At 73.0% G+C, this 24,878-nt stretch carries 18 protein-coding genes; 14 read left to right on the top strand and 4 right to left on the bottom strand.

The window, feature by feature from the left end:
• Positions 1–315: 315 nt before the first annotated feature.
• The 3 genes from NE235_RS07005 (at position 316) to NE235_RS06995 (ending at position 3,329) form a co-directional block, all read left to right on the top strand.
• Positions 316–1,731, top strand: a complete 1,416-nt coding sequence (locus NE235_RS07005; RefSeq protein WP_252800125.1) for a sialidase family protein — start codon at positions 316–318, stop codon at positions 1,729–1,731.
• A gap of 82 nt (positions 1,732–1,813) precedes the next feature.
• A complete protein-coding gene (locus NE235_RS07000; protein WP_252800124.1) occupies positions 1,814–2,476 on the top strand; it encodes a hypothetical protein in 663 nt (220 codons plus the stop codon).
• A 160-nt stretch (positions 2,477–2,636) separates the two neighbouring features.
• Entirely contained in the window at positions 2,637–3,329 is a 693-nt protein-coding gene (locus NE235_RS06995) for a YcnI family copper-binding membrane protein (RefSeq protein WP_252800123.1), read from the top strand.
• 160 nt (positions 3,330–3,489) lie between these two features.
• Here NE235_RS06995 and NE235_RS06990 read toward each other — a convergent pair whose 3' ends face one another.
• A complete protein-coding gene (locus tag NE235_RS06990; RefSeq protein WP_252800122.1) occupies positions 3,490–3,798 on the bottom strand; it encodes a hypothetical protein in 309 nt (102 codons plus the stop codon).
• Between the two features lie 212 nt (positions 3,799–4,010).
• Between NE235_RS06990 and NE235_RS06985 the strand changes: the two genes are divergently transcribed.
• The 11 genes from NE235_RS06985 to NE235_RS06935 all read left to right on the top strand — a co-directional run bounded on the left by NE235_RS06985 (position 4,011) and on the right by NE235_RS06935 (position 22,347).
• Complete coding sequence (locus NE235_RS06985; protein ID WP_252800121.1) at positions 4,011–5,399, top strand: serine hydrolase domain-containing protein; 1,389 nt, start codon at positions 4,011–4,013, stop codon at positions 5,397–5,399.
• 42 nt (positions 5,400–5,441) lie between these two features.
• Positions 5,442–7,037, top strand: a complete 1,596-nt coding sequence (locus tag NE235_RS06980) for an ABC transporter substrate-binding protein (RefSeq protein WP_252800120.1) — start codon at positions 5,442–5,444, stop codon at positions 7,035–7,037.
• Positions 7,038–7,053: 16 nt separating this feature from the next.
• The gene (locus NE235_RS06975; RefSeq protein ID WP_252800119.1) at positions 7,054–8,061 is read left to right on the top strand and encodes an ABC transporter permease; all 1,008 of its coding nucleotides are present in this window, start codon (positions 7,054–7,056) and stop codon (positions 8,059–8,061) included.
• Between the two features lie 3 nt (positions 8,062–8,064).
• Positions 8,065–10,080, top strand: coding sequence for a dipeptide/oligopeptide/nickel ABC transporter permease/ATP-binding protein (locus NE235_RS06970; RefSeq protein WP_252800118.1), 2,016 nt, complete (start codon positions 8,065–8,067; stop codon positions 10,078–10,080).
• Entirely contained in the window at positions 10,077–10,823 is a 747-nt protein-coding gene (locus tag NE235_RS06965) for an ABC transporter ATP-binding protein (protein WP_252800117.1), read from the top strand. Before NE235_RS06970 ends, NE235_RS06965 begins: the two co-directional genes overlap by 4 nt.
• A gap of 65 nt (positions 10,824–10,888) precedes the next feature.
• Positions 10,889–14,191, top strand: coding sequence for a serine hydrolase (locus NE235_RS06960; RefSeq protein WP_252800116.1), 3,303 nt, complete (start codon positions 10,889–10,891; stop codon positions 14,189–14,191).
• On the top strand, positions 14,188–15,312 hold the full coding sequence (locus tag NE235_RS06955) for a M20/M25/M40 family metallo-hydrolase (RefSeq protein ID WP_252800115.1): 1,125 nt from the start codon (positions 14,188–14,190) through the stop codon (positions 15,310–15,312). The genes NE235_RS06960 and NE235_RS06955 overlap by 4 nt, the downstream gene beginning before the upstream one ends.
• 106 nt (positions 15,313–15,418) lie before the next feature.
• Positions 15,419–16,291 (top strand): GNAT family N-acetyltransferase, encoded by an 873-nt coding sequence (locus NE235_RS06950; RefSeq protein ID WP_252800114.1) that lies wholly within the window; start codon positions 15,419–15,421, stop codon positions 16,289–16,291.
• Positions 16,288–17,394 carry an o-succinylbenzoate synthase gene (menC, locus tag NE235_RS06945; protein ID WP_252800113.1) on the top strand — a complete coding sequence of 369 codons (1,107 nt, stop codon included), beginning with the start codon at positions 16,288–16,290 and terminating at the stop codon, positions 17,392–17,394. The genes NE235_RS06950 and menC overlap by 4 nt, the downstream gene beginning before the upstream one ends.
• A gap of 83 nt (positions 17,395–17,477) precedes the next feature.
• Entirely contained in the window at positions 17,478–19,235 is a 1,758-nt protein-coding gene (locus NE235_RS06940) for a PucR family transcriptional regulator (RefSeq protein ID WP_252800112.1), read from the top strand.
• A 295-nt stretch (positions 19,236–19,530) separates the two neighbouring features.
• Positions 19,531–22,347: a glycoside hydrolase family 2 protein gene (locus NE235_RS06935; protein WP_252800111.1), complete on the top strand. Its 2,817-nt coding sequence runs from the start codon at positions 19,531–19,533 to the stop codon at positions 22,345–22,347.
• A 118-nt stretch (positions 22,348–22,465) separates the two neighbouring features.
• Here the strand turns inward: NE235_RS06935 and NE235_RS06930 are convergent, their stop codons facing one another.
• Genes NE235_RS06930 through sigK form a run of 3 tightly spaced genes read right to left on the bottom strand, consistent with a single transcriptional unit; the run spans position 22,466 to position 24,855 of the window.
• Positions 22,466–23,551 (bottom strand): serine/threonine-protein kinase, encoded by a 1,086-nt coding sequence (locus NE235_RS06930; protein ID WP_252800110.1) that lies wholly within the window; start codon positions 23,549–23,551, stop codon positions 22,466–22,468.
• Between the two features lie 12 nt (positions 23,552–23,563).
• Positions 23,564–24,265 carry an anti-sigma factor gene (locus NE235_RS06925; RefSeq protein ID WP_252800109.1) on the bottom strand — a complete coding sequence of 234 codons (702 nt, stop codon included), beginning with the start codon at positions 24,263–24,265 and terminating at the stop codon, positions 23,564–23,566.
• Positions 24,265–24,855, bottom strand: coding sequence for an ECF RNA polymerase sigma factor SigK (sigK, locus tag NE235_RS06920; protein ID WP_252800108.1), 591 nt, complete (start codon positions 24,853–24,855; stop codon positions 24,265–24,267). The genes NE235_RS06925 and sigK overlap by 1 nt, the downstream gene beginning before the upstream one ends.
• Positions 24,856–24,878 lie beyond the last annotated feature (23 nt).

Here is a 24,878-nt window from a genome sequence, read left to right as displayed (position 1 = left end):
CTACCTCCGATCAGGCTCCGTCGCCTGAAGAGCGCGCAGACCGCGCCCGCGCGGAACGTAGATCTCGGAGTAGGGACGAGACAATCCCAGAGTTCCCCAATGGCCAGCAGTGGTCAAAGAATGCGGTAAGTGACCACGGTGAACTCAGGCCGGAAGCCTCATCCGGATTCGGCCCATTGACACGGCACCTGGCGCCATTCACATTTGTGGCGCTCGGCCCGAGTGACCCCGCCGGCCCCCGCCCTGCGCCGGCCTCGGCGCCGGAGCGTTCAGGAGGTTGCCGTGACCCGCCGGCGTTCTCGCCTGTCTTCTCTCGTGACCGTTCCCCTCGCCGCCCCGATCGCGGTGGCGGCGTTACTCCTCGGCAGTGGACCCGCGTCCGCGAACGTCACGCTCACCCAGGTGAGCACCGATCCGTACACCAACACCACCAGCCAGCACCGGACCGAGGTCGAACCGGACACCTTCTCCTCGGGCAGCACCATCGTCTCCGCGTTCCAGGTCGGCCGGTTCTACGACGGCGGGGCCTCCGGAGCCGGATTCGCCACCTCGACCGACGGTGGCTCCACGTGGACCCACGGGTTCCTGCCCGGTCTCACCAAGTTCGAGGGCAACGGCCCGTACGACCGGACCAGTGACGAGTCCGTCGCCTACGACGCCAGGCACAACACCTGGATGATCTCCTCGCTCGCGCTCACCGACAGCGGCGGCGTCACCGGCGCCGCCGTCGTGACGAGCCGGTCCACCGACGGCGGCCTGACCTGGACGAATCCGGTCGCCACGGCGACCGGGGGCAGCCTGGACAAGAACTGGATCGTCTGCGACAACACCGCCTCCAGCCCGTACTACGGCAACTGCTATACCGAGTTCGACGACAACGGCGCGGGCAACGCCGTCAAGATGGCGACCTCCAGCAACGGCGGCGCGTCGTGGACCGTCCACTCCACCAGCGCCACGGGGCTCGGCGGTCAGCCGGTCGTACGCCCCAACGGCACCGTCCTGGTGCCGTATCTGAGCAACAACGGTCAGATCCGCTCGTTCCGCTCCACCAACGGCGGCGCCGGCTGGAACGCCACCGTGCTGATCGCGACGGCCCAGGACCATGAGGTCGCCGGGGATCTGCGCACCGAGACGCTGCCGTCCGCCGAGATCGACGCCGCCGGAACCGCGTACGTGGTCTGGCAGGACTGCCGCTTCCAGTCCGGCTGCCCCGCCAACGACATCGTGATGAGCAAGTCCACCAGCGAGACCACCTGGGGACCCGTCACCCGCATCACCAGCGACGGCGGTGACCACTTCATCCCCGGCATCGGCGTCGACCGCGCCACCTCCGGCTCGACCGCCAGGCTCGGGCTGACCTATTACCGGTACCCGACCGCGAACTGCACCGCCGCCACCTGCCGGCTCACCGTCGGATACACCTCCTCCACCAACGGCGGCTCGACCTGGAGCACCCCCACCCAGGTCGCCGGTCCGATGACCCTGTCGTGGATCGCCGACACCAGCCAGGGCCGCATGGTCGGCGACTACATCTCCACCTCCGTCACCGGCGGGCGCGCCTGGCCGGCCATCGAGGTCGCGAACGCGCCCTCCGGCAGCACCTTCGACGAGGCGACGTACGAGCCCACCGGCGGCCTGCCCATCACCGGCGGCTCCGTCCGCGCCATCACCGGCCCCACCTACCCGGCCGGCGCCCGCCCCGGCGCCACCACGCCACCGACCGCTCGATGACCGGTACGGCCCGGGCCCGGCGCCGTCTCGGGGCGCGCGGTGTAGTCTCCGTGTACTACACGTCGTAGTCGTTGGTGAGGTCATGCGTCCGCCCGCCTGGTTCCGCCTGATGCGCGCCGCGGTTTTCGCCGTGGCGTGCGTCGAGCTGTCCCTGGCCGGCCATGATCTGATGGCCGCCCGTCCGGCGCCGGTGTGGGCGGGCTGGTCGGCCGTGGCGGGGGTGACCGCGGTCGGTTACCACCTGGCCGACCGGCACCGGTCCGCCCGGTGGATCCTGCTGGCGGTCGAGGTCGTGCAGGCGTGCCTGCACGAGTGGTTCGCCTGGGCCACTCCCGCCGATCCCGGCTCCGCGCTCGCGCACCCGGCCATGACGATGCACGGCGGCGTGCACACCGCGCCGGGCGCCGCCGCCGTCACGCCGATGAACCACGGTGCCGGGACGTCCGGTCTCGGCATGGCCGGGGCGCACGCGCTCGCCGGAGCGCTGGTGGCGCTGTGGCTGTACGCGGGGGAGCGGGCCGCCTGGCGTCTGCTGAGCGTCCTCGCGGAGACGGTGCTCGGCCCCGCGCTGCGCGTCCTTCTCCCGCTGGCGTACGCCGACCTCGTGGGAGCGCGGCGGCCCGCCGGTACCCGACGTCGGCGGAGTGCGGACCAGACGCCCCCGGCCGTGGTCGCGTTGCGGCACGTCCTGGTACGGCGCGGTCCTCCTCGGGGCGTCGGCGCGGGCCTCCGCGCCGCCATGTGATCCCACGGTTCCTTCCCCGGCGCGCCCGCACACGTCCTGGCGCGCCCTGAACCCGGTCCCCGCCGTGCGGGCGGCCGGGCATTCCGCGATGCCTCGCCGGCCGGGGAACGGGCCGTGGTCACCGTCCGCCCTGTTCGCACGCACTCTTCCCGAGGTACCCATGTCCTTTTCGCATGCCGCCACGCGCCTGCTGACCGGCGCCGGCGCCGTCACGGCCACCGTCGTGGCCCTGGCCGTTCCCGCTTCGGCGCACGTCACCATCAACCCGCGCACCGCCGAACCGGGCGGGTACGGAGCCTTCAACGTCCGCGTCCCCAACGAGGAGACCGGCGCCGACACCACGAAGGTGCAGCTGTACCTGCCGACGGACCACCCGATCGCGTCGGTGTCGGTGGAGCCGGTGCCCGGCTGGAACGTCGAGGTCACCAAGGGCCACCTGCCCAAGCCGATCGAGATCGAAGGCGGTGAACTCACCGACGCGGTCACCGCGATCACCTGGTCCGGCGGGAAGATCCAGCCCGGGCGGTTCCAGCAGTTCTGGATCTCCCTCGGCCCGCTGCCCACCGACACCGCCACGCTGTACTTCAAGGCCCTGCAGACCTACACCGACCACAGCGGCGGGACCAGCGTCGTGCGCTGGACCGACCTGCCCGGCGGCGGCGCCGAACCGGAGCATCCCGCACCGTCGCTCACCCTGGCCAAGGCCGGCACGCCCCAGGCGGCACCCGCCGTGAAGCGGGGCCGAGACCGCGCCGGGATCACCCTCGGCGCCGCGGGCCTGGCCGCCGGACTGCTCGCCCTCGGCCTCGCGGCCGTCGCCCTCCGCCGATCCGGCAGGTCCGCGGGCAGGTGAGGATCGCTCACCTCCGCCCGGCGGCCGTGTCCGCCGGGCGGTGTTCCCGCGCGCCCGCGCTCACCCGCCCGGCGGCGGCCCGCCGGCGTCGCCACGGCCGCCATGCCCTCGGGAGGTCTGCGTCCGTGGGCTGCCTCGCCGGGAAGCCGCGACGCCGGTCTTACGCCGCGCGGTGGGGCACGCCTTGGACGCCGGGACCGGCACGCCGCGCCTCGGCCTGCCGGGCGCGGCGTTCGGCCGCCGCGCTGCGGGCCGCGGCCAGGCGGGCGCGAACCTGGGCGGCACCGTTCCGGGCGGCCGCCGGATCGACGGCCCGGCCCGCGTACCGGGCCAGCACCTCCTGGACCGGCGGTGGGGACGGTGGATCCCGGTGGGTGAGCACCGGTGAGGTGCCGCCGCCGATGGCGGCGAGCACGAGTGACGCATGACAGCTCGGGCAGCTCAATGCGGACCGGTCGTCCTTGCACATGCCGCCGATGATCCCCTGCCCCGCCGACAAAACCGGCGCCCCGCGTCAGACCGGCGTGCGTCTCACCCCGCGACCTCCCGTTTCGCACGATTCCGTGTCATCCGGACGTGATGCCGCGGCGCGGAGATCTGGTCGGATACGACCATCCGGCGCCGACATGTTGTCGGTCACGACGAACTTTCCGTACGGCGTTGTGCTTAGCATCACCACGCATGGGCGACCTTGACGACATCCACGCTTGGCTCGATGAGCGGCTTCCGCTGTTGCTCGAGGAACACGAGGTTCCGGGCGTGGGATGGGCCGTGATGCAGGACGACCAGGTGGTCGACGGAGCAGCCGGCCTGCTCAGCAAGACGACCAGGGTGGAGGCGACCGCGGATTCGGTCTTCCAGATCGGGTCGATCACCAAGCTCTGGACCAGCACGCTGGTCATGCAGCTGGCCGACGAGGGCACGATCGACCTCGACCGGCCGGTGCGCACCTATCTGACGGAGTTCCGCCTCGCCGACGAGGAGGCGGCCGAGCAGATCACCGTCCGGCAGCTGCTCAACCACACGGCCGGGTTCGAGGGGGACATCTTCACCGACACCGGGGTGGGCGACGACTGTCTCGAGAAGTACGTCGCGACCCTGCACGACGTGCCGCAGCTGTTCCCGCCCGGCGAGCAGTTCTCGTACAACAACGCCGGCTACTGCGTGCTCGGCCGGCTCGTCGAGGTCCTGCGCGGGCAGCCGTACGACGCGTGCCTGCGCGAACACCTCATCGCGCCACTGGGGCTCACCCACACCGCCACCGGCCCCTATGAGGCGATCATGTTCCGGGCCGCGGTGGGCCATGTCGAGATGGAGCCGGGCGCCGGTTACGTGCCGGCGCCGATGTGGGCCATGGCGCGGTCGAACGCCCCGGCCGGCTCGATGCTCGCGATGCGGCCGCGGGACCTGGTCGCCTTCGCGCGGATGCACCTCGAGGACGGCCGGGCGGCCGACGGCACCCGCGTGCTGGCTCCGGGGACCGCCGCCCGGATGCACGACCGGGAGGTCGGCCTGCCCGAGCTCGGTCTCATGGGGACGTCGTGGGGCCTCGGGTTCGAACGGTTCGACATGCCGGCCGGCACCATCATCGGTCACGACGGCACCACCATCGGGCAGGCCGCCTTCCTGCGGATGGTCCCCGAGGCCGGACTGGCCATCGCGCTGCTGACCAACGGCGGTGACGCCGTCTCGCTCTACCACGACGTCGTGGGGCACGTGCTGGGCGAGCTCACCGAGCTCGGGCTGCCCCCGCTCCCCGCCCCGCCCGCGGAGCCCCGGCGCATCGACGCCGAGCGGTACGTCGGCACCTACTCGGCCTCGGTCTTCGACCTCACCGTCAGCCAGGACGACGACCAGCGGATCTGGATCGAGCAGATCCCCAAGGGCGCCTACAAGGAGATGGGCGGGCGGGCCGAGCGTACCGAGCTCGTCCACTACCGCGACGACATGCTGATCCCGGTCCTCGCCGACCGCGGCATGTACATGCCGCACGCGTTCGTGGGCGACGACGGCACCGGCCACGCGCTCTACCTGCACCTCGGCCGCGCGGTCCGCCGCGCCGGCGCCTGACCGCCGAACCCCTGCCACCAGAACGTACGGAACGGAACAGCCATGAAGCTGACCACTCTGGGCATCCAAGGCAGCTGCCTCGCCCTGGCCGCGGCCGCGCTCACCGCCTGCGGGGGCGCCTCGAACGGCGGCGGGGGAGCCGGGGTCGTCGACGGCGGCACCTTCACCTACGGGCTCTCCTCGGACCTGGGCGGCCTCGATCCGCAGATGGGCGCGGGCACCTCGCTGTTCGCGGTCACCCAGTTCGCCTACGACCCGCTGCTCAGCGTCGACGGCAGGACCGGCGAGATCAAGTCGGCGCTGGCCAAGAGCTGGCAGGTCAACGGCAGATCGGTCACGCTGACGCTGGCCGACGGCATCACCTGTTCCGACGGCACCCGCCTCACCGCCTCCGACGTGGCGAAGAACCTCGGCTTCGTCGCCGATCCGAAGAACAAGAGCCCCTTCCTGGGGACCTTCCTCCCGGTCGGCGCCAAGGCGAAGGGCGACGACACCACCCGCGTCGTGACGCTCACGCTGGCCCGGCCGGCCCCGTTCGTCCTCAACGGTCTTTCCGGGCTGCCGATCGTCTGTCCCCGCGGGATGGCCGACCGGTCCTCGCTGCGGACGGCGACGGCCGGCACCGGGCCGTACAAGCTGATCCAGGCCGCGCCGGGTGACCACTACACGTACGCGATCCGCGACGGCTACACGTGGGGCCCGAACGGCGCGACGACCGCGACCAGGGGACTGCCGAAGACCGTCGTGATCAAGGTGGTCGAGAACGCGTCGACCGCGGCGAACCTGCTGCTCTCGGGCGGCCTGAACGGCGCCCAGATCGTCGGTCCCGACGCGGAGCGACTGGAGAAGTCCGGCCTGTACGCGGCGAAGACCCCGATCCTCGCCGGAGAGCAGTGGTACAACGAGCGCGCCGGCCGGGCCACCGGCGACCCCAAGGTCCGGAAGGCCCTGACGCAGGCGCTCGACCTCGGCCAGTTGCAGAAGGTGTTCACGTCGGGCCGCGGCACGGCGGCGACGACGCTGGCCGCGAACGAGCCGGTCGCCTGTCGCGGTGACTCCGTCTCCCGCGCGCTGCCGGCCCATGACCCGCAGGCGGCGGGCGCCCTGCTCGACCAGGCCGGCTGGGTCAAGGGAAGCGACGGCAGGCGCACCAAGGACGGCAGGCCGCTGCGGCTGACCTTCATCTACCAGAACAACAACGGCACCGGCGGCGACGCCGCGGCCGAGCTGGCGGTGCGGCAGTGGAAGGCGATCGGCGTGGAGGCCACCGCGCACAGTCAGAACGAGACGACCCTGACGAACACGATCTTCGGTACCGGCAACTGGGACGTCGCCTGGGCCGCGGTCAACGTCAACACCCCGGACCAGCTCGTGCCCTTCCTCTCCGGGCCGGCGGCGCCGCAGGGGAACAACTTCGCCGGGATCTCCGACCCGGACTACGACGCGGCGGTGAAGTCGGCGATGGCGATCCCGGGCACGGCCGGGTGCCGCGACTGGCTCGCCGCGGAGTCCGGTTTGATCGCCAAGGCGGACGTCGTGCCGTTCGCCGGCACGGTCGTGCGCACGTTCGGCAAGGGCGCGCGATTCGAGACGCCCGGCGAGCTCGTCCCCACCAGCATCCGCATGCTGGCGCGGTGACGAAGGGAGAGCGGACATGTCGGTGACGCTGACCGCCCCGAGCACGCCGGTGGACCCGGAACACCCGCGATTCTGGGCCCTTCCGTCGGTACGGTTCGGCGTCCGGCGCCTGCGGCGGTTGCTGATCTCGCTCTGGGTGCTGGTGACGGCGTCCTTCGCGATGATCCACCTCATCCCGGGCGACCCGGTCCGGGGAGCGCTGGGTCCCACCGCGCCGGCGGACCTGGTCGCGGCCCGCCGGCACGCCCTGGGCCTGGACGACCCGATCCTCGTGCAGTACCTGCACTATCTGAAGGGGCTGGTCACCGGAGACCTCGGGACGTCCCTCGCCTCGCAGCTACCGGTCTCCGACGTGGTCGCCCAGCGACTGCCGGCCACGCTCACCCTGGCCGGGCTCGCGTTCCTGACGGCCGTGGTCGTGGCGATCCCCCTGGGCGTCGTCATGGGCGTGCTGACCCGGCGCGGCCGCGGACGACGCACCGAGCTCGCCTTCACCACGACCAGCGTCATCGTGGCGACCATCCCGGACTTCCTGATCGGGGTCGCGCTGGTCTACGTCTTCGGGATCCAGCTCGGATGGCTGCCCGTCGCCGGTGACGCCACCGCGCCGGCGTACGTGCTGCCGGTGTTCTCGCTGGCGATCGGGCCGGCGGCGATCCTCGCCCGCATCGTCCGCGTCGAGATGGTCGGGGTGCTCGAGGCCGACTTCATCCGCACCGCCCGGGCCAAGCGCCTGCCCGCCCGGGCGATCTACGTCGGCCACGCGCTGCCCAACGCCGTCACCGCCGCGCTGACGGTGGGCGGCCTGCTACTGAGCACGCTGGTCGTCGGCACCGTCCTCGTCGAGAACGTCTTCGCCTGGCCGGGCCTCGGCAGCACGATCGTGCGTTCCATCCTCACCAAGGACTATCCGGTGGTGCAGGCGATCGTCCTCGTGTACGGCGTCGGCGTACTGATCATCAACCTCGTCGTCGACGTCGCCCTCGCCCTGCTCGATCCCCGCTCGAAGATCCGGGAGGACTGACGGATGCAAGGACGCTGGAGACGGGTCGTCCGCACGCCGCTGGGCCTCACGGCGACCGTGCTCGTGGTGGCGGTCGTCGCCCTGGCCGTCCTCGGACCGATGCTGTGGGGATCCGGCGCCGGCGCCGTCGACACCGACGCCATCCTGGCCCGGCCGTCCGCCCGGCACTGGGCGGGAACGGACAACCTGGGCCGGGACATCCTCCTGCGGGTCCTCGTCGCGTCCCGGCTGTCGGTCCTGCTCGCCCTGCTCGCCACCGTGATCTCGGTGGTCGCCGGACTGCTGCTCGGATCGGCGCCGTTCGTGCTCGGCCGCCGGACCGGCCGGCTGGTGGCCGCCGGGGTGAACACCGCCGTCGCGTTCCCGGGACTGCTGCTGGCGCTGTTCTTCGCGGTCGTGTTCGGCGTCGGCGCCACCGGCGCGGTCCTGGCCATCGGGCTCGCCGGTGCCCCGGCGTTCGCGCGCCTCACGCAGACGCTCGTCGCCGGGGTCGCGGCGCGGGACTACGTCGCGGCCGCCCGGGCGATGGGGATCGGCCGGTTCCGGATCCTGGTCCGCCACGTGCTGCCCAACATCGCCGAGCCGCTGGTCGTCAACGCCACCATCGGCGCGGGTACCGCGCTGCTGTCCTTCGCCGGGCTGTCGTTCCTCGGTCTCGGCGTCCAGTCACCGTCCTACGATTGGGGCCGTCTGCTCTACGAGGGCATCGGCACGATCTACGTGAACGCGCCCGCGGCGCTCGCCCCGGGGGCGGCGGTGCTGCTGGCCGGGCTGGCGTTCAACCTCTTCGGCGAGTCGGTCGCCAAGGGGCTCGGCGTCCCCGTCGCCGGTGGCCTGCGCGGGATGGGGCCCGTACGCGCCGGGTCGGCGAGCGGGCCGGAGCGTACGGGCCGGGGTGAGGACGCCGGGGACCGGTCGCCGGAGGTGGTGCTCGACGTCCGCGACCTCGAGGTCACCATCTCCGGGCCGTCGGGTCCCGTACGGCCGGTCCGCGGCGTGTCCTTCGACGTACGCCGCGGCGAGGCGGTCGGCATCGTCGGGGAGTCGGGCTCCGGCAAGTCCATGACCGCCCTGGCCGTCACCCGGCTGCTCGCCGACCAGGGCCGCGTCGACGCCTCCCGGCTCGAGTTCCTCGGCAATGACCTGCTGGCACCGGACACCACGGCCCGGCGCCGGACGCTGGGCACCACGCTGGCCATGGTCTTCCAGGACCCGATGACCGCCTTCAACCCCACCCGCCGGATCGGCGCCCAGCTCGCGGAGGTGGCCACGCGCCACCAGGGCATGAGCCGCCGGGAGGCGATGGCCCGCGCCGTCGACCGGTTGACGGCGGTCCGGATCCCGGACGCGGACCGGCGCGCCCGCCAGTATCCCCATGAGTTCTCCGGCGGGATGCGCCAGCGGGCGATGATCGGCATGGGGCTGATGGGCGCCCCGGCGCTGATCGTCGCGGACGAGCCGACCACCGCGCTCGACGTCACCGTGCAGCAGCAGGTGCTGGACCTGCTCGCCGAGATCCGCGACGCGGACGACGTCGCGTTGATCCTGATCAGCCACGACGTCACGGTGGTCGGTGAGGTCTGTGACCGAATCCTGGTGATGTACGCCGGCCGGATCGTCGAGGATCTGCCGGCCGCCGACCTGGCCACCGCCGCCCGGCACCCCTACACCCGGGCGCTGGTCGACGCGGTGCCCGACATGAACACCGACCTCGCCGAGCCGCTCGCGACGATCCCGGGCCGCCCGGTCGACCCGGCGGACGTACCGGCCGGCTGTGCCTACGCCGACCGGTGCCCGCTCGCCGACGCCCGCTGCGCGGCCGAGGACCCGCCGCTGGCGGCAGACCCGTTCGGCCCGGGTGACCCGTCCGGCGTGGCAGACCCGTCCGGCCTGGGTGACCCGGCCGGTCACGATCCGGCCGGTTCGCCACGCCACCGGGTGGCGTGCTGGCACGCGGGCGAGCCGCTGCCCGCCCGGCCGGAGGACCGGAACATCGATGACCTGGTGGAGTCGCCGTGAGTGAGCTGCGCTTCGAGAACGTCACGGTCCGTTACGGCCGGACGACCGCCGTCGACGAGGTCAGCCTGACGGTCCCCGAGGGGGCGGTGGTCGGGCTCGTCGGCGAGTCCGGCTCCGGCAAGTCCACGCTCGCCCGGGCCGCCGTCGGCCTGGCCCCGCTCACCACCGGCCGGATCACCCTCGGCGGCGACCCGATCCCGGCCCGCGGCCGGCCACGTCCGCTGCAGATGGTCTTCCAGGACCCCTACTCGTCGCTCGACCCCCGCATGACGGTCGGGCGGAGTGTGGCCGAGGCGATGCCGCCGGGCGGCTCACGCGCCGACCGGCGAGCCGAGGTCGAGCGGCTGCTCGAACTGGTGCACCTCAACCCGAGCTGCGCCGGCGCCGTCCCGTCCCGGCTGTCCGGCGGTCAGCGGCAGCGCGTCGCGCTGGCGCGGGCGCTCGCCGCACGCCCGCGTGTGATCATCGCGGACGAGATCACCTCCGCCCTGGACGTCTCGGTCCAAGGGGCCGTGCTCAACCTCGTCCGTGAGCTCCAGCGCGAGCTGGGCCTGGCGATGCTGTTCATCTCCCACGACCTCGCGGTCGTCCGCTACGTCGCCTCGCAGATCGCGGTCATGCGGCACGGCAGGCTCGTCGAGCAGGGACCGACGACACGTGTGCTCACCGAACCCGAACACGACTTCACCCGCGAACTGCTCGCCGCCGTACCCGGGCGGACGACACGAAGGAACAGGCCATGAACGAGCGGAGCGAGTGCAGCAATGAACACAGCGTCCCTGGTCACTCCTCCGACGAGAGAGGACTCATGAGCCGACGCTTGCGCATCGAGGACCTCACCGACCTGGCGGTGCCGTCGCAGCCGGTGCTGTCGCCGGACGGGAGCCGGATCGCGTACGTGCTCCGGACCCTGGACGCGGACGGCGACCGCACCGTCGATGAGCTGTGGCTGGTCGGCACGGGCGGCGGCCCGTCCCGCCGCCTCACCTCCGGCCCGGCCGACACCGCGCCGGCCTGGTCGCCGGACGGCCGCCGGCTCGCCTTCCTCCGCGACGGGCAGGTCGCCGTGCTCGACGCCGATGGAGGGGAGCCCGAGCAGGTGACCGACCTGCCGCTCGGTGCCGGGGCCCCGCGCTGGAGCCCGGACGGCCGCCGCCTCGCCTTCACCGCGCCGGTCGACCCGACCGGCGGCGCGCGGGGGCCGATGGTCTCCGACGGCATCGACTACCAGGCCGACGGGTCGGGGTTCCACGGCCCGGTGCGCCGGCAGCTGCACGTCCTCGACCTGGACGGCCGCGAGGTCCGGCAGCTCACCGACGGCCCGGAGAGCGCCGGCACCCCGGCCTGGTCACCGGACGGCGCCGTCCTCGCCTTCACCCGCAGAGCCGGAGCCGACGGCGACCTGCGCCACCGCACCCCGGTGCACCTGCTGGAGGTGGACGACCCGCACGCACGGGCCCGAAACGTCGCCTTCGCCGACGGGGTGGCCGCCACCGTCGGCTGGGCCGCCGGCGGTACGGCGCTGCTCGTGACCGGCTGGGCCGGCGACCCGGCCGGGCACGCCCACCTGTACCGCGTGGACGCCGCCGGCGGCGCGGTCACCGACCTGTCCGGCGCCCTCGACTGCAACCTGATGCCCGGCGGTCCCGGCTATCCCGGCGGCCTGCCGCACGAGGACGACGGCCGGATCCTGTTCTGCCTGCGCGACCACGGCTGCACCCACCTGTGGTCGGTCACGGCCGACGGCGACGACGCGCGCCCGGTCATCGCCGGGCCCGGCCGCGTCGTCTCGGGGCTGTCGGCCGGCGGCGGCCGCGCCGCGGTCGCGCTCACCACCCCCACGTCATTCGGCGAGATCGCGGTCGTGGACCTGGCGACCGGAGCCGAGACCGTACTGACCGACCACGGTGCCGCACTCGCCGGCGTGGAGCTCTACCCCCGCGAGGAGCGGTGGTTCACCGTCTCCGACGGCACCGAGGTGCAGGCCTGGCTGATGCACGATCCCGCGCGCAGCGGCCCGCGGCCGGTCCTCCTCGACGTGCACGGCGGCCCGCACAACGCGTGGAACGCGGCGGCCGACGAGATCCACCTCTACCACCAGGAGCTGGTCGACCGCGGCTGGGCGGTGCTGCTGGTCAATCCGCGCGGCAGCGACGGCTACGGCGAGGCGTTCTACGACGGTGTCCGCGGCGGCTGGGGCCTCGCGGACGCCGCCGACTTCCTCGAGCCCCTCGACCGGCTCGTCGACGAGGGGTTCGCGGACCCGGATCGGCTCGCGGTGGCGGGGTACAGCTACGGCGGCTTCATGACCTGCTGGCTGACCGGTCACGACGACCGGTTCGCGGCGGCCGTCGCAGGCGGTACGGTCAGCGACCTGGTGAGCCTGGCCGGCTCCAGCGACGAAGGCCACTTCCTCAGCGTCCACGAACTCGGCGGCGCCCCGTGGCGGAGGCCGGCGGAGTACGCCGCGATGTCACCGCTCACCCGCGTGGCCGACGTCCGTACGCCGACCCTGCTGCTCCACGGCGCCGCCGACCTGACCTGCCCGCTCGGGCAGGCGCAGCAGTGGCACACCGCGCTGCGCGAGCGAGGGGTCCCGACCCGGCTGGTCGTCTACCCGGACGCCTCGCACGTCTTCATCCTCTTCGGCCCGCCCTCACAGCGGCTCGACTTCAACCACCGGGTGCTGGACTGGCTCGAGCAGCACACCGGCCGGGCCGGCCGGGCCCGCGTCGACGGCGCCCACTGGCGGCGGCGGCTGGCCCGGCTCGCCGAGCGGCACAACGTACCCGGCGCGCAGCTCGGCATCCTCCGCGTCGGGACGAACGAGCATGACGACGAGCTGGTCGAGGCCGCCCACGGCGTCCTCAACGTCCGCACCGGCGTACCGGCCGCCACCGACTCGCTGTTCCAGATCGGCTCGATCACCAAGGTCTGGACCGCGACCGTGGTGATGGCCCTGGTCGACGAGGGGGCGCTCACGCTGGACACCCCGGTCGCCGAGGTCCTGCCGGAGCTGCGGCTCGCCGACCCCGACGTCACGAAGTCGGTCACGCTGCGGCACCTGCTCACCCACACCAGCGGTATCGACGGGGACGTGTTCACCGACACCGGCCGCGGTGACGACTGCCTGGAAAAGTACGTCGACCTCCTCGGCGAAGCCGGGCAGAACCACCCGGTGGGCGCCACCTTCTCCTACTGCAACTCGGGTTACTCACTGCTGGGCAGGGTGATCGAGAAGGTCACCGGGCAGACGTGGGACCAGGCGCTGCGCGACCGGCTGTGCGCCCCGCTCGGGCTGACGCACACGGTGACCCTGCCCGAAGAGGCGCTGCTCTTCTCCGCCGCGGTCGGCCACGAAGAGCACGCGGGCGAAACCGTCCCGGCCGCCGCCTGGACGCTGCCCCGCTCGATCGGCCCGGCCGGGCTGGTCACCTCCACCGCCGCCGAGGTCCTGGCCTTCGCGCGGCTGCATCTGACCGGCGGTCTGGCGGCCGACGGCACGCGGATCCTCAGCGCGGGAAGCGCCGCCGCCATGGCCGCGCACCAGACCGGCCTGCCCGACGAGCACGTCCTCGGCGACTCGTGGGGGCTCGGCTGGATCCGGTTCGGCTGGGACGGGCACCGCCTGATCGGCCACGACGGCAACACGCTCGGCCAGGCGGCGTTCCTGCGGGTGCTGCCCGAGCAGGGACTCGCCGTCGTGCTGCTCACCAACGGCGGTGACGCCCGCGGCCTCTACCAGGACCTGTACCGGGAGATCTTCGCGGAGGTCGCCGGCGTCACGATGCCACCGCCGTTCGCGCCACCGCCCGAACCGGTGACCGTCGACGTGGCACCCTACGCCGGCGTCTACGAACGGGCCGGCGTGCGCATGGAGGTCGAGGAGGGCCTGGAGGGGCCGCTGCTCCGGACCACCATCACCGGTCCGCTCGCCGAGCTGCTGCCGGACCCGGTCGAAGAGCACGCGCTGGTCCCGGTCGGCCCTGCCCTGTTCGCCGTCAGGCCGCCCGAGGCGCAGACCTGGGCGCCGGTCACCTTCTACGAGCTGCCGACCGGCGAGCCGTACCTGCACTTCGGCGCGCGCGCCACCCCGCGGGTGGACCGATGACGGCCGCCCTCGGTGACCTGCTCGCCGACGCACGCGTCCTCATCGAGTGCGAGTCGCCCTCGACCGACCTGGCCGCCGTCGCGCGCTCGGCCGAGGTCGTCGCCCGGGTCGGCACCGCACGCCTCGGCGTCCCGCCCGAGCGGATCGTGCTGGACGGCCGCACCCACCTGCGCTGGCGGCTCGGCGCGGAACCGTCACGGGTGCTGCTCCTCGGCCACCACGACACGGTGTGGCCCCTCGGCACGCTGACCGAGCACCCGTGCACCGTCGAGGGCGGGATCCTGCGCGGCCCCGGCTGCTTCGACATGAAGGCCGGCCTGGTCATGGCGTTCCACGCGGCCGCCGGCCTCGACGGCGTCACCCTGCTCGTGACCGGCGACGAGGAGATCGGCTCGCCCAGCTCCCGGGCGCTGATCGAGCAGGAGGCCCGGGCCGCGACGGCCGCCCTGGTGTTCGAGGCGTCCGCCGACGGCGGTGCCCTCAAGACCGAGCGCAAAGGCGCCGCGCAGTACGAGGTACGCCTGGCCGGCCGCGCCGCCCACGCCGGGCTGGAGCCGGATCGGGGCGTGAACGCGACCCTGGAGCTCGCCCACCAGGTGCTGACCGTCAGCGCGCTCGCCGACCGGGAGGCCGGTACCACGGTCACGCCGACCGTCGCCCGTACCGGCACCACCGCCAACACCGTCCCGGCCGAGGGAACGTTCGCCGTCGACGTACGGGCCAGGACGGTGGCGGAACAGGAACGGGTCGACCGGGCGATCCGCGCTCTGTGGCCCACGGTGTCCGGTGCCCGCGTCGAGACCACCGCCGGCCCGAGCCGCCCCCCGCTCGAGGCGGCGGCCTCGGCGCCGCTCTATGAGCTGCTGTGCCGGATCGCCGCGTCCCGGGGACTGCCCGCGCCGGCTCACGCCGCGGTCGGCGGCGCGTCCGACGGCAACCTCACCGCCGGTGTCGGAACGCCCACCCTGGACGGCCTCGGCGCGGTCGGCGGCGGCGCGCACGCCGCGGACGAACACGTGCTGGTCGAGGAGATGCCCACGCGGACCGCGCTGGTACGCGCACTGGTCGAAGAGCTGCTGGCCGGTTCGCCGGACCCGCTCGCCACGCCCACCGCGGCATGACCGTGACGACCCCCGACGAGCTGAGGAGCAGGAAGACCGTGACCGAGCGAAGCGAGGGAACCAATGAGCACGGCACCTTGGTCATGGGGCCGACGAAGGAGACCCCATGACCGATAGCAGCGTCGCGTCGGCGGAGCCGGTGCTGGACCAGGCGGTGCGGGCCGCGGAGGCTGCCGCCGGGGCGGCCGGTGTCTCGGTGCGCGAGCTCACGGACATCGCCGAGCTCACCGGCGTGGTCGGCCTGTTCGCCACCATCTGGGGCCGCTCCGCGAACCCGCCGGTGACCATCGAACTGCTGCGGGCCTTCACCAAGGCCGGCAACTATGTGGCCGGCGCGTTCGACGGCGACCGGCTGATCGGCGCCTGCGTCGGCTTCTTCGCCCCGGCGGGCGGCGCCCTCCACAGCCACATCGCCGGTGTCTCCCCGGCCGCCGCCGGCCGCAGTGTCGGCTTCGCGCTCAAACTGCATCAGCGGGCCTGGGCGATGCTGCGCGGTGTCTCCGAGATCGCCTGGACCTTCGACCCGCTGGTGGCGCGGAACGCCTACTTCAACCTCGTGAAGCTGGCCGCGCGACCGGTCGAGTACCTGCCGAACTTCTACGGCCCGATGGTCGACGCCATCAACAGCGACGGGGAGTCCGACCGGCTCCTGGTGCGCTGGCCGCTCCGCGACACCGCGGTGGCCCTCGCCGGACTCGGAGGCGGCACCGGTGAGGTGGCCGACGACGAGATGAGGGCGGGTGCCGTTCTCGCCCTGGGCATCGCCGAGGACGGCAGCCCGGTACCCGGCAGTCTCGACGGCGCGACCTCGCTCGTCGCCGTCCCCCCGGACATCACGGCGCTTCGCACGACCGAACCCGAACTGGCACGGCGCTGGCGGCTCGCCGTGCGCGAGGCGCTCACCGGCCTGGCCGGCCGCGGTGGCCGGATCGACGGCTTCGACCGTACCGGCTGGTACATCGTACGGAGGGAATCATGAAACTCACCGGCGTCGAACTGCGACGGATCTCCATGCCACTGGTCGCGCCGTTCCGTACGTCGTTCGGCACCCAGACCAGCCGCGACATCCTGCTCGTGCGCGTGACGACGGACGCCGCCGAAGGCTGGGGCGAGTGCGTGGCGATGACCGACCCCCTCTACTCCTCCGAGTACGTCGACGCGGCCGCGGACGTGCTGCGCCGGTTCCTCGTTCCGGCGGTGCTGGCGGCCGGTCCGCCGGCGGCCCACTCCGTCGCCGGGATCCTCGCGCCGTTCAAGGGCCATCGCATGGCCAAGGCGGCGCTCGAGATGGCGGTACTGGACGCCGAACTCCGCGCCGAGGGCCGCTCGTTCGGCCGCGAACTCGGCGCCGTGCGCGACCGGGTCCCGTGCGGGGTCTCGGTCGGAATCATGGACGGTGTTCCCGAGCTGCTCGACGCCGTCGGGGGCTACCTGGCCGAGGGGTACGTCCGCATCAAGCTCAAGATCGAGCCCGGCTGGGACGTCGAGCCGGTTCGCGCGGTCCGCGAGCGGTTCGGCGATGACCTGCTGCTCCAGGTGGACGCCAACACGGCGTACACCCTGGGCGACGCGCGGCACCTGGCCCGGCTGGACCCCTTCGACCTGCTGCTGATCGAGCAACCCCTCGACGAGGAGGACGTGCTCGGCCACGTGGAGCTGGCCCGGCGGATCCGGACGCCGATCTGCCTGGACGAGTCCATCACGTCGGCCCGCGACGCGGCGGCGGCGATCCGGCTGGGCGCCTGCCAGGTGGTGAACATCAAGCCCGGGCGGGTCGGCGGATACCTGGAGGCCCGCCGGATCCACGACGTCTGCGCGGCACACGGCATACCGGTGTGGTGCGGCGGGATGCTGGAGACCGGCCTCGGCCGGGCCGCCAACGTGGCGCTCGCCGCCCTGCCCGGCTTCACGCTGCCCGGCGACACCTCGGCGTCCGGACGGTACTACGCCTCGGACGTCACCGAGCCGTTCGTGCTCGACGACGGCCACCTCGTGGTCCCCACCGGTCCCGGGCTCGGCCTGGCGCCGGTGCCGGACCGGCTCGCCGAGGTCACCACCGCCACCGAGTGGCTCACCGGATGAGTGGTCGGGCACGACGAGAGACGGTGGCCGTATTCGGCGGATCCGACTAGTCGGCCGTGGTAGAGCGCGTCTACGGTGAGACCGTGCAGCACACCGGCACCACGCGTCCCCGCGCGAACCTCGGACGGGTCGTCGACGACCTGGGCGCCACCCTGCTCGAACTCGCGTACGGCGACCCCGACCGGCCCGGAGAGATCAGCGCCGTCGTGTTCCACGACCCGCTCGACCAGCCGGTGCTGCCCTTCCACGCGCTGGTGCTCGGCGTCGGGGTGGAGTCTCCCGGCCACGTCGCCGCGCTCCTGCGCCGGCTGGGGGAGCAGAACGCGGCCGCGCTCGTCCTCCGCGCGCCGGTCCCGCTCACCGACGAGGTACGGGCCGCCGCCGACGAGGCGGCGGTCGCCGTGCTCGGCCTGCGCCGGGGTGCCCCGTGGGGCCACCTCAGCGAGATGCTCCGCTCCCTGCTCAACCAGGGCGTGGACGCGGGACTCGCCGAGGAGGAGTCGCTCGGCGGGCTGCCCGCCGGTGACCTGTTCGCGGCCGCCAACGCGATCGCTGCGCTGCTCGACGCCCCGGTCACCATCGAGGACCGCAACTCCCGCGTGCTCGCCTTCTCCGGTCGCCAGGACGAGGCCGACCCCGGCCGCGTCGAGACCATCCTCGGCCGCCAGGTGCCGGAGCGGTACGCGCGCGTTCTGCACGAGCGGGGGGTCTTCCGGGATCTGTTCCGCAGCGACCAGCCCGTCTACATCGAACCCTTCTCCGACGGGACGGGCGGCACGACACTGCCCCGCGTCGCCATCTCCGTGCGGGCGGGGGATGAGGTGCTCGGTTCCATCTGGGCCGTGGTGCCCGGCCGTCTCAGCGACGAACGCGACGAGGCGCTGCGTGAGTCGGCCAAGCTGGTCGCCCTGCACATGCTCCGGGTCCGCGCCGGCGCCGACGTGCAGCGGCGACTGCGGGCCGACCTGCTGAGCACCGCGCTGGAAGGCGGTGTCGGCGCGGGCGAGGCGCTCGAACGGCTGGGTCTGTCGGGTCAGCCGCTCCTGGTGCTGGGCGTTGCTCTCGACGAGCGAGGCCCGCGCTACGACAACGCCGACAGCGCGACCGTGGTCCATGACCGGCAGCGGCTCAGCGACGCGTTCGCCCTGCACCTGTCGGCGATCCACCCCCGATCCGCGGCGGCGGCGATCGGCGCGGTCACCTATGGGCTGGTGCCCCTGACCGGAGCCGCGGAGACGGCCGGGACCCGCGCGGCAGGGATTCTCCAGGACTTCCTGGACCGGGTGGGGGACCGGCTGCCGCCGATCACCGCGGTGGCCCCGGTGGCGCTCGACCTGTCCGGCGTCGCCCACAGCCGGTCCTGCGTCGACCGGGTGCTGCGGGTGCTCCGCGAGGGACGCCTTCATCGGCGGATCGGCCGTTTCGACGAACTGCAGGGCGAAGCCCTGATCTCGGAGTTGCGCGACCTCGCCGCGGTTCGGGGCGAGGAGCCGGCGGGAGCGCTGGCGCGGTTGATCGACTACGACCGCCGGCGTCGCGGTGGTCTCGTCCAGACCCTCCGCGCCTGGCTGGACGCCTTCGGTGACGTCGTCACGGCCGCCGAATCGATCGCGGTCCACCAGAACACCTTCCGGTACCGGCTCCGGCGGGTCGCCGAGGTCGGGCAGTGCGATCTCGGCGACCCCGACCAGCGGTTCGCCTTGATGGTGCAACTACGGGTGCTCCGCGCCGACTCGCCGGCGCCGAGAACCGGCGGCGTGAGGAGCGCAACGACCGCAGGGGGACCGCCGTCCGGATACCGGCCGGGTTCGCGTGGGCGATCGAACAGCGGGCGGACGTGATCGAAACGGTTGACCGCCCGGTGGTCGCTCGTCGTTGAACCCTGTGCGTGCTCGATGCGGGCGAGCAAGGTAGCGAGCAGCCCCCGCCGGCCGCGGCCGGCGTCGCTGGACGCCGGCCGATGGCCCGATGCCCACGCTCCACCCTGCGCCCCGACGCGCCGCCGAAGGAGTGGGCTCAGCACCACCCCCGTTGACGCCCTGGCCCTACTGCCCGGCGGACGCCCCGGCCCGAGCATTGAGGACATCGGCCGCCGGGAAGCGCCCGGCTCCGGCCGCACGAAGGGGTGATGGACACATGAGCGGGTCCAGGAACCGAACCATGGCGCTGTGCGGCGCGCTCGCCCTCGCCGGGACGTCGGCCCCGGCGATGCCGGCCTACGCCTTCACCGGGCACCGGCCCGCCGTGCAGAGGATCCGGTCCTCCGGGACCACGGAACTCACCTCCGGCTGGGCGATCCGGTCGTCCGCCGACACCCGCGACACCGGCGCCGAGATCTCCACGCCGGACTATCCGACGAAGGGCTGGCTGCCGCTGTCCCGGCCCGAGACGCTGATGGCGGGCCTGCTGGAGAACGGCCGGTACCCGAACATCTTCCACAACGACACCATGGCGAAGGTCCCGGCCGGGCAGTTCGACGTGAACTGGTGGTACCGCGAGCAGCTCACCGTCCACCCCCGGAAAGGCGGCCGCACGTTCCTGGTGCTGAACGGCGTCTCCGGGAAGGCCGGCCTCTGGATCAACGGGACGAAGATCGCCGGAGGCGCGCAGCTCCAGGGATCGTACGCCAGGCTGGAATACGACATCACGCCCTACATCCGGGACGGGGCGAACGCCATCGCGCTCGACGTCTCCCGCAACGACGCCGACATCACCAAGTTCGACACGCCCATGCGGTACCTGACCCAGAACCAGGTGGACTGGAACCCCATGGCCCCCGACCAGAACACCGGGCTGCAGTACGCGCCGCAGATCATTCAGGACGGCCCGGTCTCGGTCCGGAACGCACACGTCCTGCAGGACGACGCCCCCGACCTGTCCACCGCCGACCTGACCGTCAAGGCCGACGTGCGCAACACCACCGGGTCGGCGCAGCGGGTGGTCGTGTCCGGCACGGTGACGCACGGCTCCACCCGCGTCGCCTGCAAGGCCACGGTCACGGTGGCCGCGCACGCGACCCGCACCGTCGCGATCACCAAGGCGGACTGTCCCGGCCTGCACCTGGAGCACCCGGCCGTGTGGTGGCCGTACCAGATGGGCGACCAGCCGCTCTACCACCTCGCGCTGGACGCGTCCGCAGGCGGAACGGTGTCCAGCGCCGCAGCCGAGGACTTCGGCATCCGGACGGTGACGTCGCGGCTCACCAGGCCCGTCCCCGGCAAGACCCACGGCAAGGACGGCTACCGGCAGTTCATCGTCAACGGCAGGCCGCTGGTCATCCGCGGCGCCGGATGGTCGCCGGACCTGTTCCTGCGCTACTCCCCGTCCAACGTCTCCGACCAGATCTCCTACATCCGCAACATGGGGTTGAACGCGGTCCGGTTCGAGGGCAACTTCCCGCCCGACGACATGTTCGCCCGGCTCGACCGGGCGGGCGTCCTCGCCATGCCGGGCTGGCAGTGCTGCGCCCTCTGGGAGAGCAGGTCATCGACCTGGTCGGACGATGTGACGGCCAACGCGTCCAATCAGGCACGCACGATGGCGGAGCGGCTCCGCGACCACCCGAGCGTCTTCACCTTCTTCCAGGGCAGCGACGACGCGCCCGACGCGGAGAAGGAGGCGCTCTTCCTGAAGGCGTTCGAGCAGGCCGACTTCCGGCTCCCACAGGTCGCCGCGGCGGAGTACAAGTCGTCGCCCAGGCTCGGGCCGGCCGGCACCAAGGAGGGCGGTTACAACTACTTCCCGCCGGGCGCGCTGTGGAACAACGGGCGGGAGACCGTCAACACCAATGACCCGACGCTCAGCATGACCGGCAGCGCCTGGGGATTCGACACCGAGGTCAGCACGGGGAACACCATCCCGACGCAGGACTCGCTGAACCGCTTCCTCACCCCGGACGAGCAGAAGAAGATCTGGGACCCGGCGACCGCGCAGGGCCAGACCGCCGGCCAGGACATGTACCACACGTTCTTCTACGCCGACTACACGCGCCTGTCCCGGATGGGCGTCTACAACACCCCGCTGTGGCACCGGTACGGCCCCTGGAAGGACGCCGGCTCGTACCAGAAGACCGTCCAGATCGGTGAGTACGAGGTCACCCGCGCGCAGTTCGAGTCGTACATCGGCAACTCCACCGACAAGGCGAACCCCAGCACCGGGATCATCTACTGGATGCTGAACAAGGCGTGGCCGTCGCTCCAGTGGAGCATGTACGGCTCCGACTTCGACCAGCCGGGCGTCTACTTCGGCGCGAAGAAGGCCAACGAGCCGGTGCACGTCATGTACTCCTACGACGACGGCTCCATCAAGGTCGCCAACCTGACCGGCGCCCGCCAGGACGGCCTGCGCGCCACCGCGCAGATCATCGACCTCGACGGCGAGGTCCGCGCCACCGCCACCGCGCCCGTCGGGGCGCTGGGCAGCCAGGACGTGCGGACCGTCCTGCACCCGAAGGTCCCGGCCGGGACCTCGAAGACCTACTTCGAGAAGCTCACCCTCACCCGCGGCTCCGAGGTCGTCAGCCGCAACGTGTACTGGCTGTCCACCAAGGCCGACCAGGTCGACTGGCCGAAGACGCACGCGCCCGGCCGGTACACCCCGTCCAACGGGTTCGCGGTCTTCCAGAAGGACGGCTACGCCGATCTGACCGGCCTGCGCGCCCTCAAGCCCGCCGACATCCGGGTCGGCGCGACGACCCGCCGCGAGGGCCGTGAGATGGTGACGAGCGTGACCGTCCGCAACGTCGGCCACGGCGGCAGCCCGGCCCTGTTCACCCGGGCCGACCTGTTCGTCGGCGGTAGGCAGGTGCTGCCGATCCGTTGGAGCGACAACGACGTCACCCTCTGGCCCGGCGAGCAGCAGACCATCACCGCCCGCTACTCCGCCACGCCCGCCGAGCCCGACGTCCGCGTCAACGGCTTCAACGTCCCCGACCAGACCCGCCACACCGGCTGACCTCACGCGACGGCCGGATGGGGCCCGCCCCCGTCCGGCCGTTGCCGCTCTGGCGGCCCGTGGCATCGACCATCGGGCGCAGTCCTGCCGGCCTGTCACCTCGGTGAGGTGGGCGCGGCTACCGATGCAGCAGTAAGACGCCCGTCGCGAGCAGGGCGAGGCCGACGAGGAAGGCCAGGGCGCCCATCGCGAGCCGGCGGCCGGGGCGGGACGTCGACGAGGACGGCGCCGTCGTCCGGGTCTGCGGCAAGGGCGGCGTCGTTCTGGTTCGCGGCGAGGGCGGTGAGGGTGGCGTCGTCGTCCGGGTCTGCGGCGAGGGCGGCGTCGTCCGGGGCTGCGGCGGCGGGATCGCGTCCGGGAGTGGTGACGCGAGGGTGGCCATGAGGTGTTCCTCGTCGGCCGATCCGCCGGTGAGAGTGAGCAGGAGTTCGCGGGCCGTGGGGCGGCGGGCCGGATCCTTGCCGAGGGCCGTCCGTACGACCTCGGTGAGTGGTGCGGGAAGACCGTCCAGGTCGGGTTCGCCGTGAATGACGCGGCCGGCCATCGCCACGGGGTCGCCCGTGCCGTACGGGTGGCGCCCGGTTCCCGCGTACGCGACCAGGCAGCCCCAGGTGAAGATGTCTCCGGCAGGGGCGGTCGTGCCGCGCAGGAGCTGCTCGGGCGGCAACCAGCCGGGCGTGCCGAGGATGATGCCGCTCGCGGTGAGGTGGACGGTGGCGTCGAGGGAACGGGCGATACCGAAGTCGATGACGCGCGGACCGGTGATCGACAGGATGACGTTGGACGGCTTGAGATCGCGGTGGACCAGGCTCGCGGCATGGATGGCGGTGAGCGCGGCCGCGACGCCGACGGCGAGGCCGTGCAGCGGGCCGGGCGGCAGGGCGCCCTCGCGTTCCACGTGGGTCCGCAGTGTCGGGCCCTCGATGTACTCGATGGCCAGGTAGGGCCGGTCACCGTACATGCCGTTGCCGAGCACCGCCGCGGTGCAGAAGGACGCCACGCGGCGGGCGTTGACCGCCTCGGCCTCGAATCGGCGGCGGAAGGCCGCGTCCTCCGCGAGCTCCGGCTTGATCAGCTTGATGGCGGCCTGCCGTCCGGCGGCGTCACGGCCGAGGTGGACGGTGCCCATCCCGCCGGCGCCGAGCCGGCGGACGATCGTGTACGGGCCGATGGCGGCCGGATCGGCCTCGGTGGGTGCGCTCACGGTCGGGTTCCTCTAGAGGGTCAGTACGGCCAGGGGCGTCGTGGTGGGCCGGGGTGAGCCGCCCGCCGGTTCGACGGTCACGCCGATGCGGTCGTGGCCGGCGGGCAGGGACGTGACGACGGGCGCGGAGCCCGGCTGCACCGTGCCCGCGGGGCGCACGCCCGAGCCGCTCATCGTCCACAACTCGTACGTCTTGGTGCTCGGGAGGGCGGGTAGCCCGGAGGGGGCGATGACGGCGCTCTTCCGCGCGGCCGAGCTGGTCACGGTCAGTGTGCCGCCCGAGCTCATCCGGCCCGTGACCGTACGCGCGTCGGGTGCGGACAGCACGGCCGCGATCGCTTGGGCGCGAGCGGTCTCCTGGCTCAGCCGCTGCTGGGTGCGCACCGCCACCGCCCCTGCGGCCAGGGCGACGACCAGGCACGCGGCGGCGAGCAGCGTCGCCGGGCGCGGAAGCCTGCGCGCCCGCCGTACGGGGTGGGCGGCCTGTTCCTGGGGCGTATCGGCGATCTCGCCGAGAACGCGGGCGCGCAGGTCCGGCGGGGGCGGGAGGGCGACCGCGCGGCCGAGAACGGCGGAGGTCGCGAGCAGGCCGTCGATCTCCTCGGCGCAGAATGCGCACTGGGCGAGGTGGTCCTCGAACGCCTCGCGTTCGGCGTCGTCGGTGAGGGCGCCGAGGGCGTACGGCCCCGCCAGCGTGTGGATGTCGTCGGCCATCACGCCACCCCCAGGCAGTCGCGCAGGCGGATCATCCCGTCGCGCATCCGGGCCTTCACGGTGCTGAGCGGTGTGTCGGTCCGCTCCGCGACCTCACGGTACGTGTACCCGTCGTAGTAGGCGAGCGTGATCGACTGGAGCTGGGGCGCCGTCAGGTGGTCCAGGCAGTCGCGGACGCGCCGGCGGTCGAGCCGGTCCAGGACGAGTTCGGCGACGCCGTCGGGCGCGGCGGGCGGCTCGCGGCGGGCGGCGAGGTCGTCGCGTTCGGCGGCGGACTGTTCCGCGCGGACCCGGTCGACGGCGCGGCGCTGGGCGAGCGTCATGATCCAGCCCATCGCGCCGCCACGGGCCGGGTCGTACCGGCCGGCCTTCCGCCAGACCTCGACCATCACCTCCTGGGCGATCTCCTCGGCCTGAGCGGGGTCGCGCAGCACCCGTACGGCCAAGCCGTACACCGAGGCGATGGTCTCGTCGTACAGCTCTTCGAACGCGGCGGTGTCGCCTGCCGCGACCTGCCCGAGGAGGGCGTCCAGGCGGGTCTTACGGCGCTTCTCCCGCTGCCCGGACATGCCCCGGCGAATGTTCGGCATTCCGGCTCTCCCGACCATCGTCC

This window comes from Actinoallomurus spadix (genome assembly GCF_024055725.1).
Taxonomy (GTDB): Bacteria; Actinomycetota; Actinomycetes; order Streptosporangiales; family Streptosporangiaceae; genus Actinoallomurus; species Actinoallomurus spadix.
This window is presented reverse-complemented; position numbering and strand designations above follow the sequence as displayed.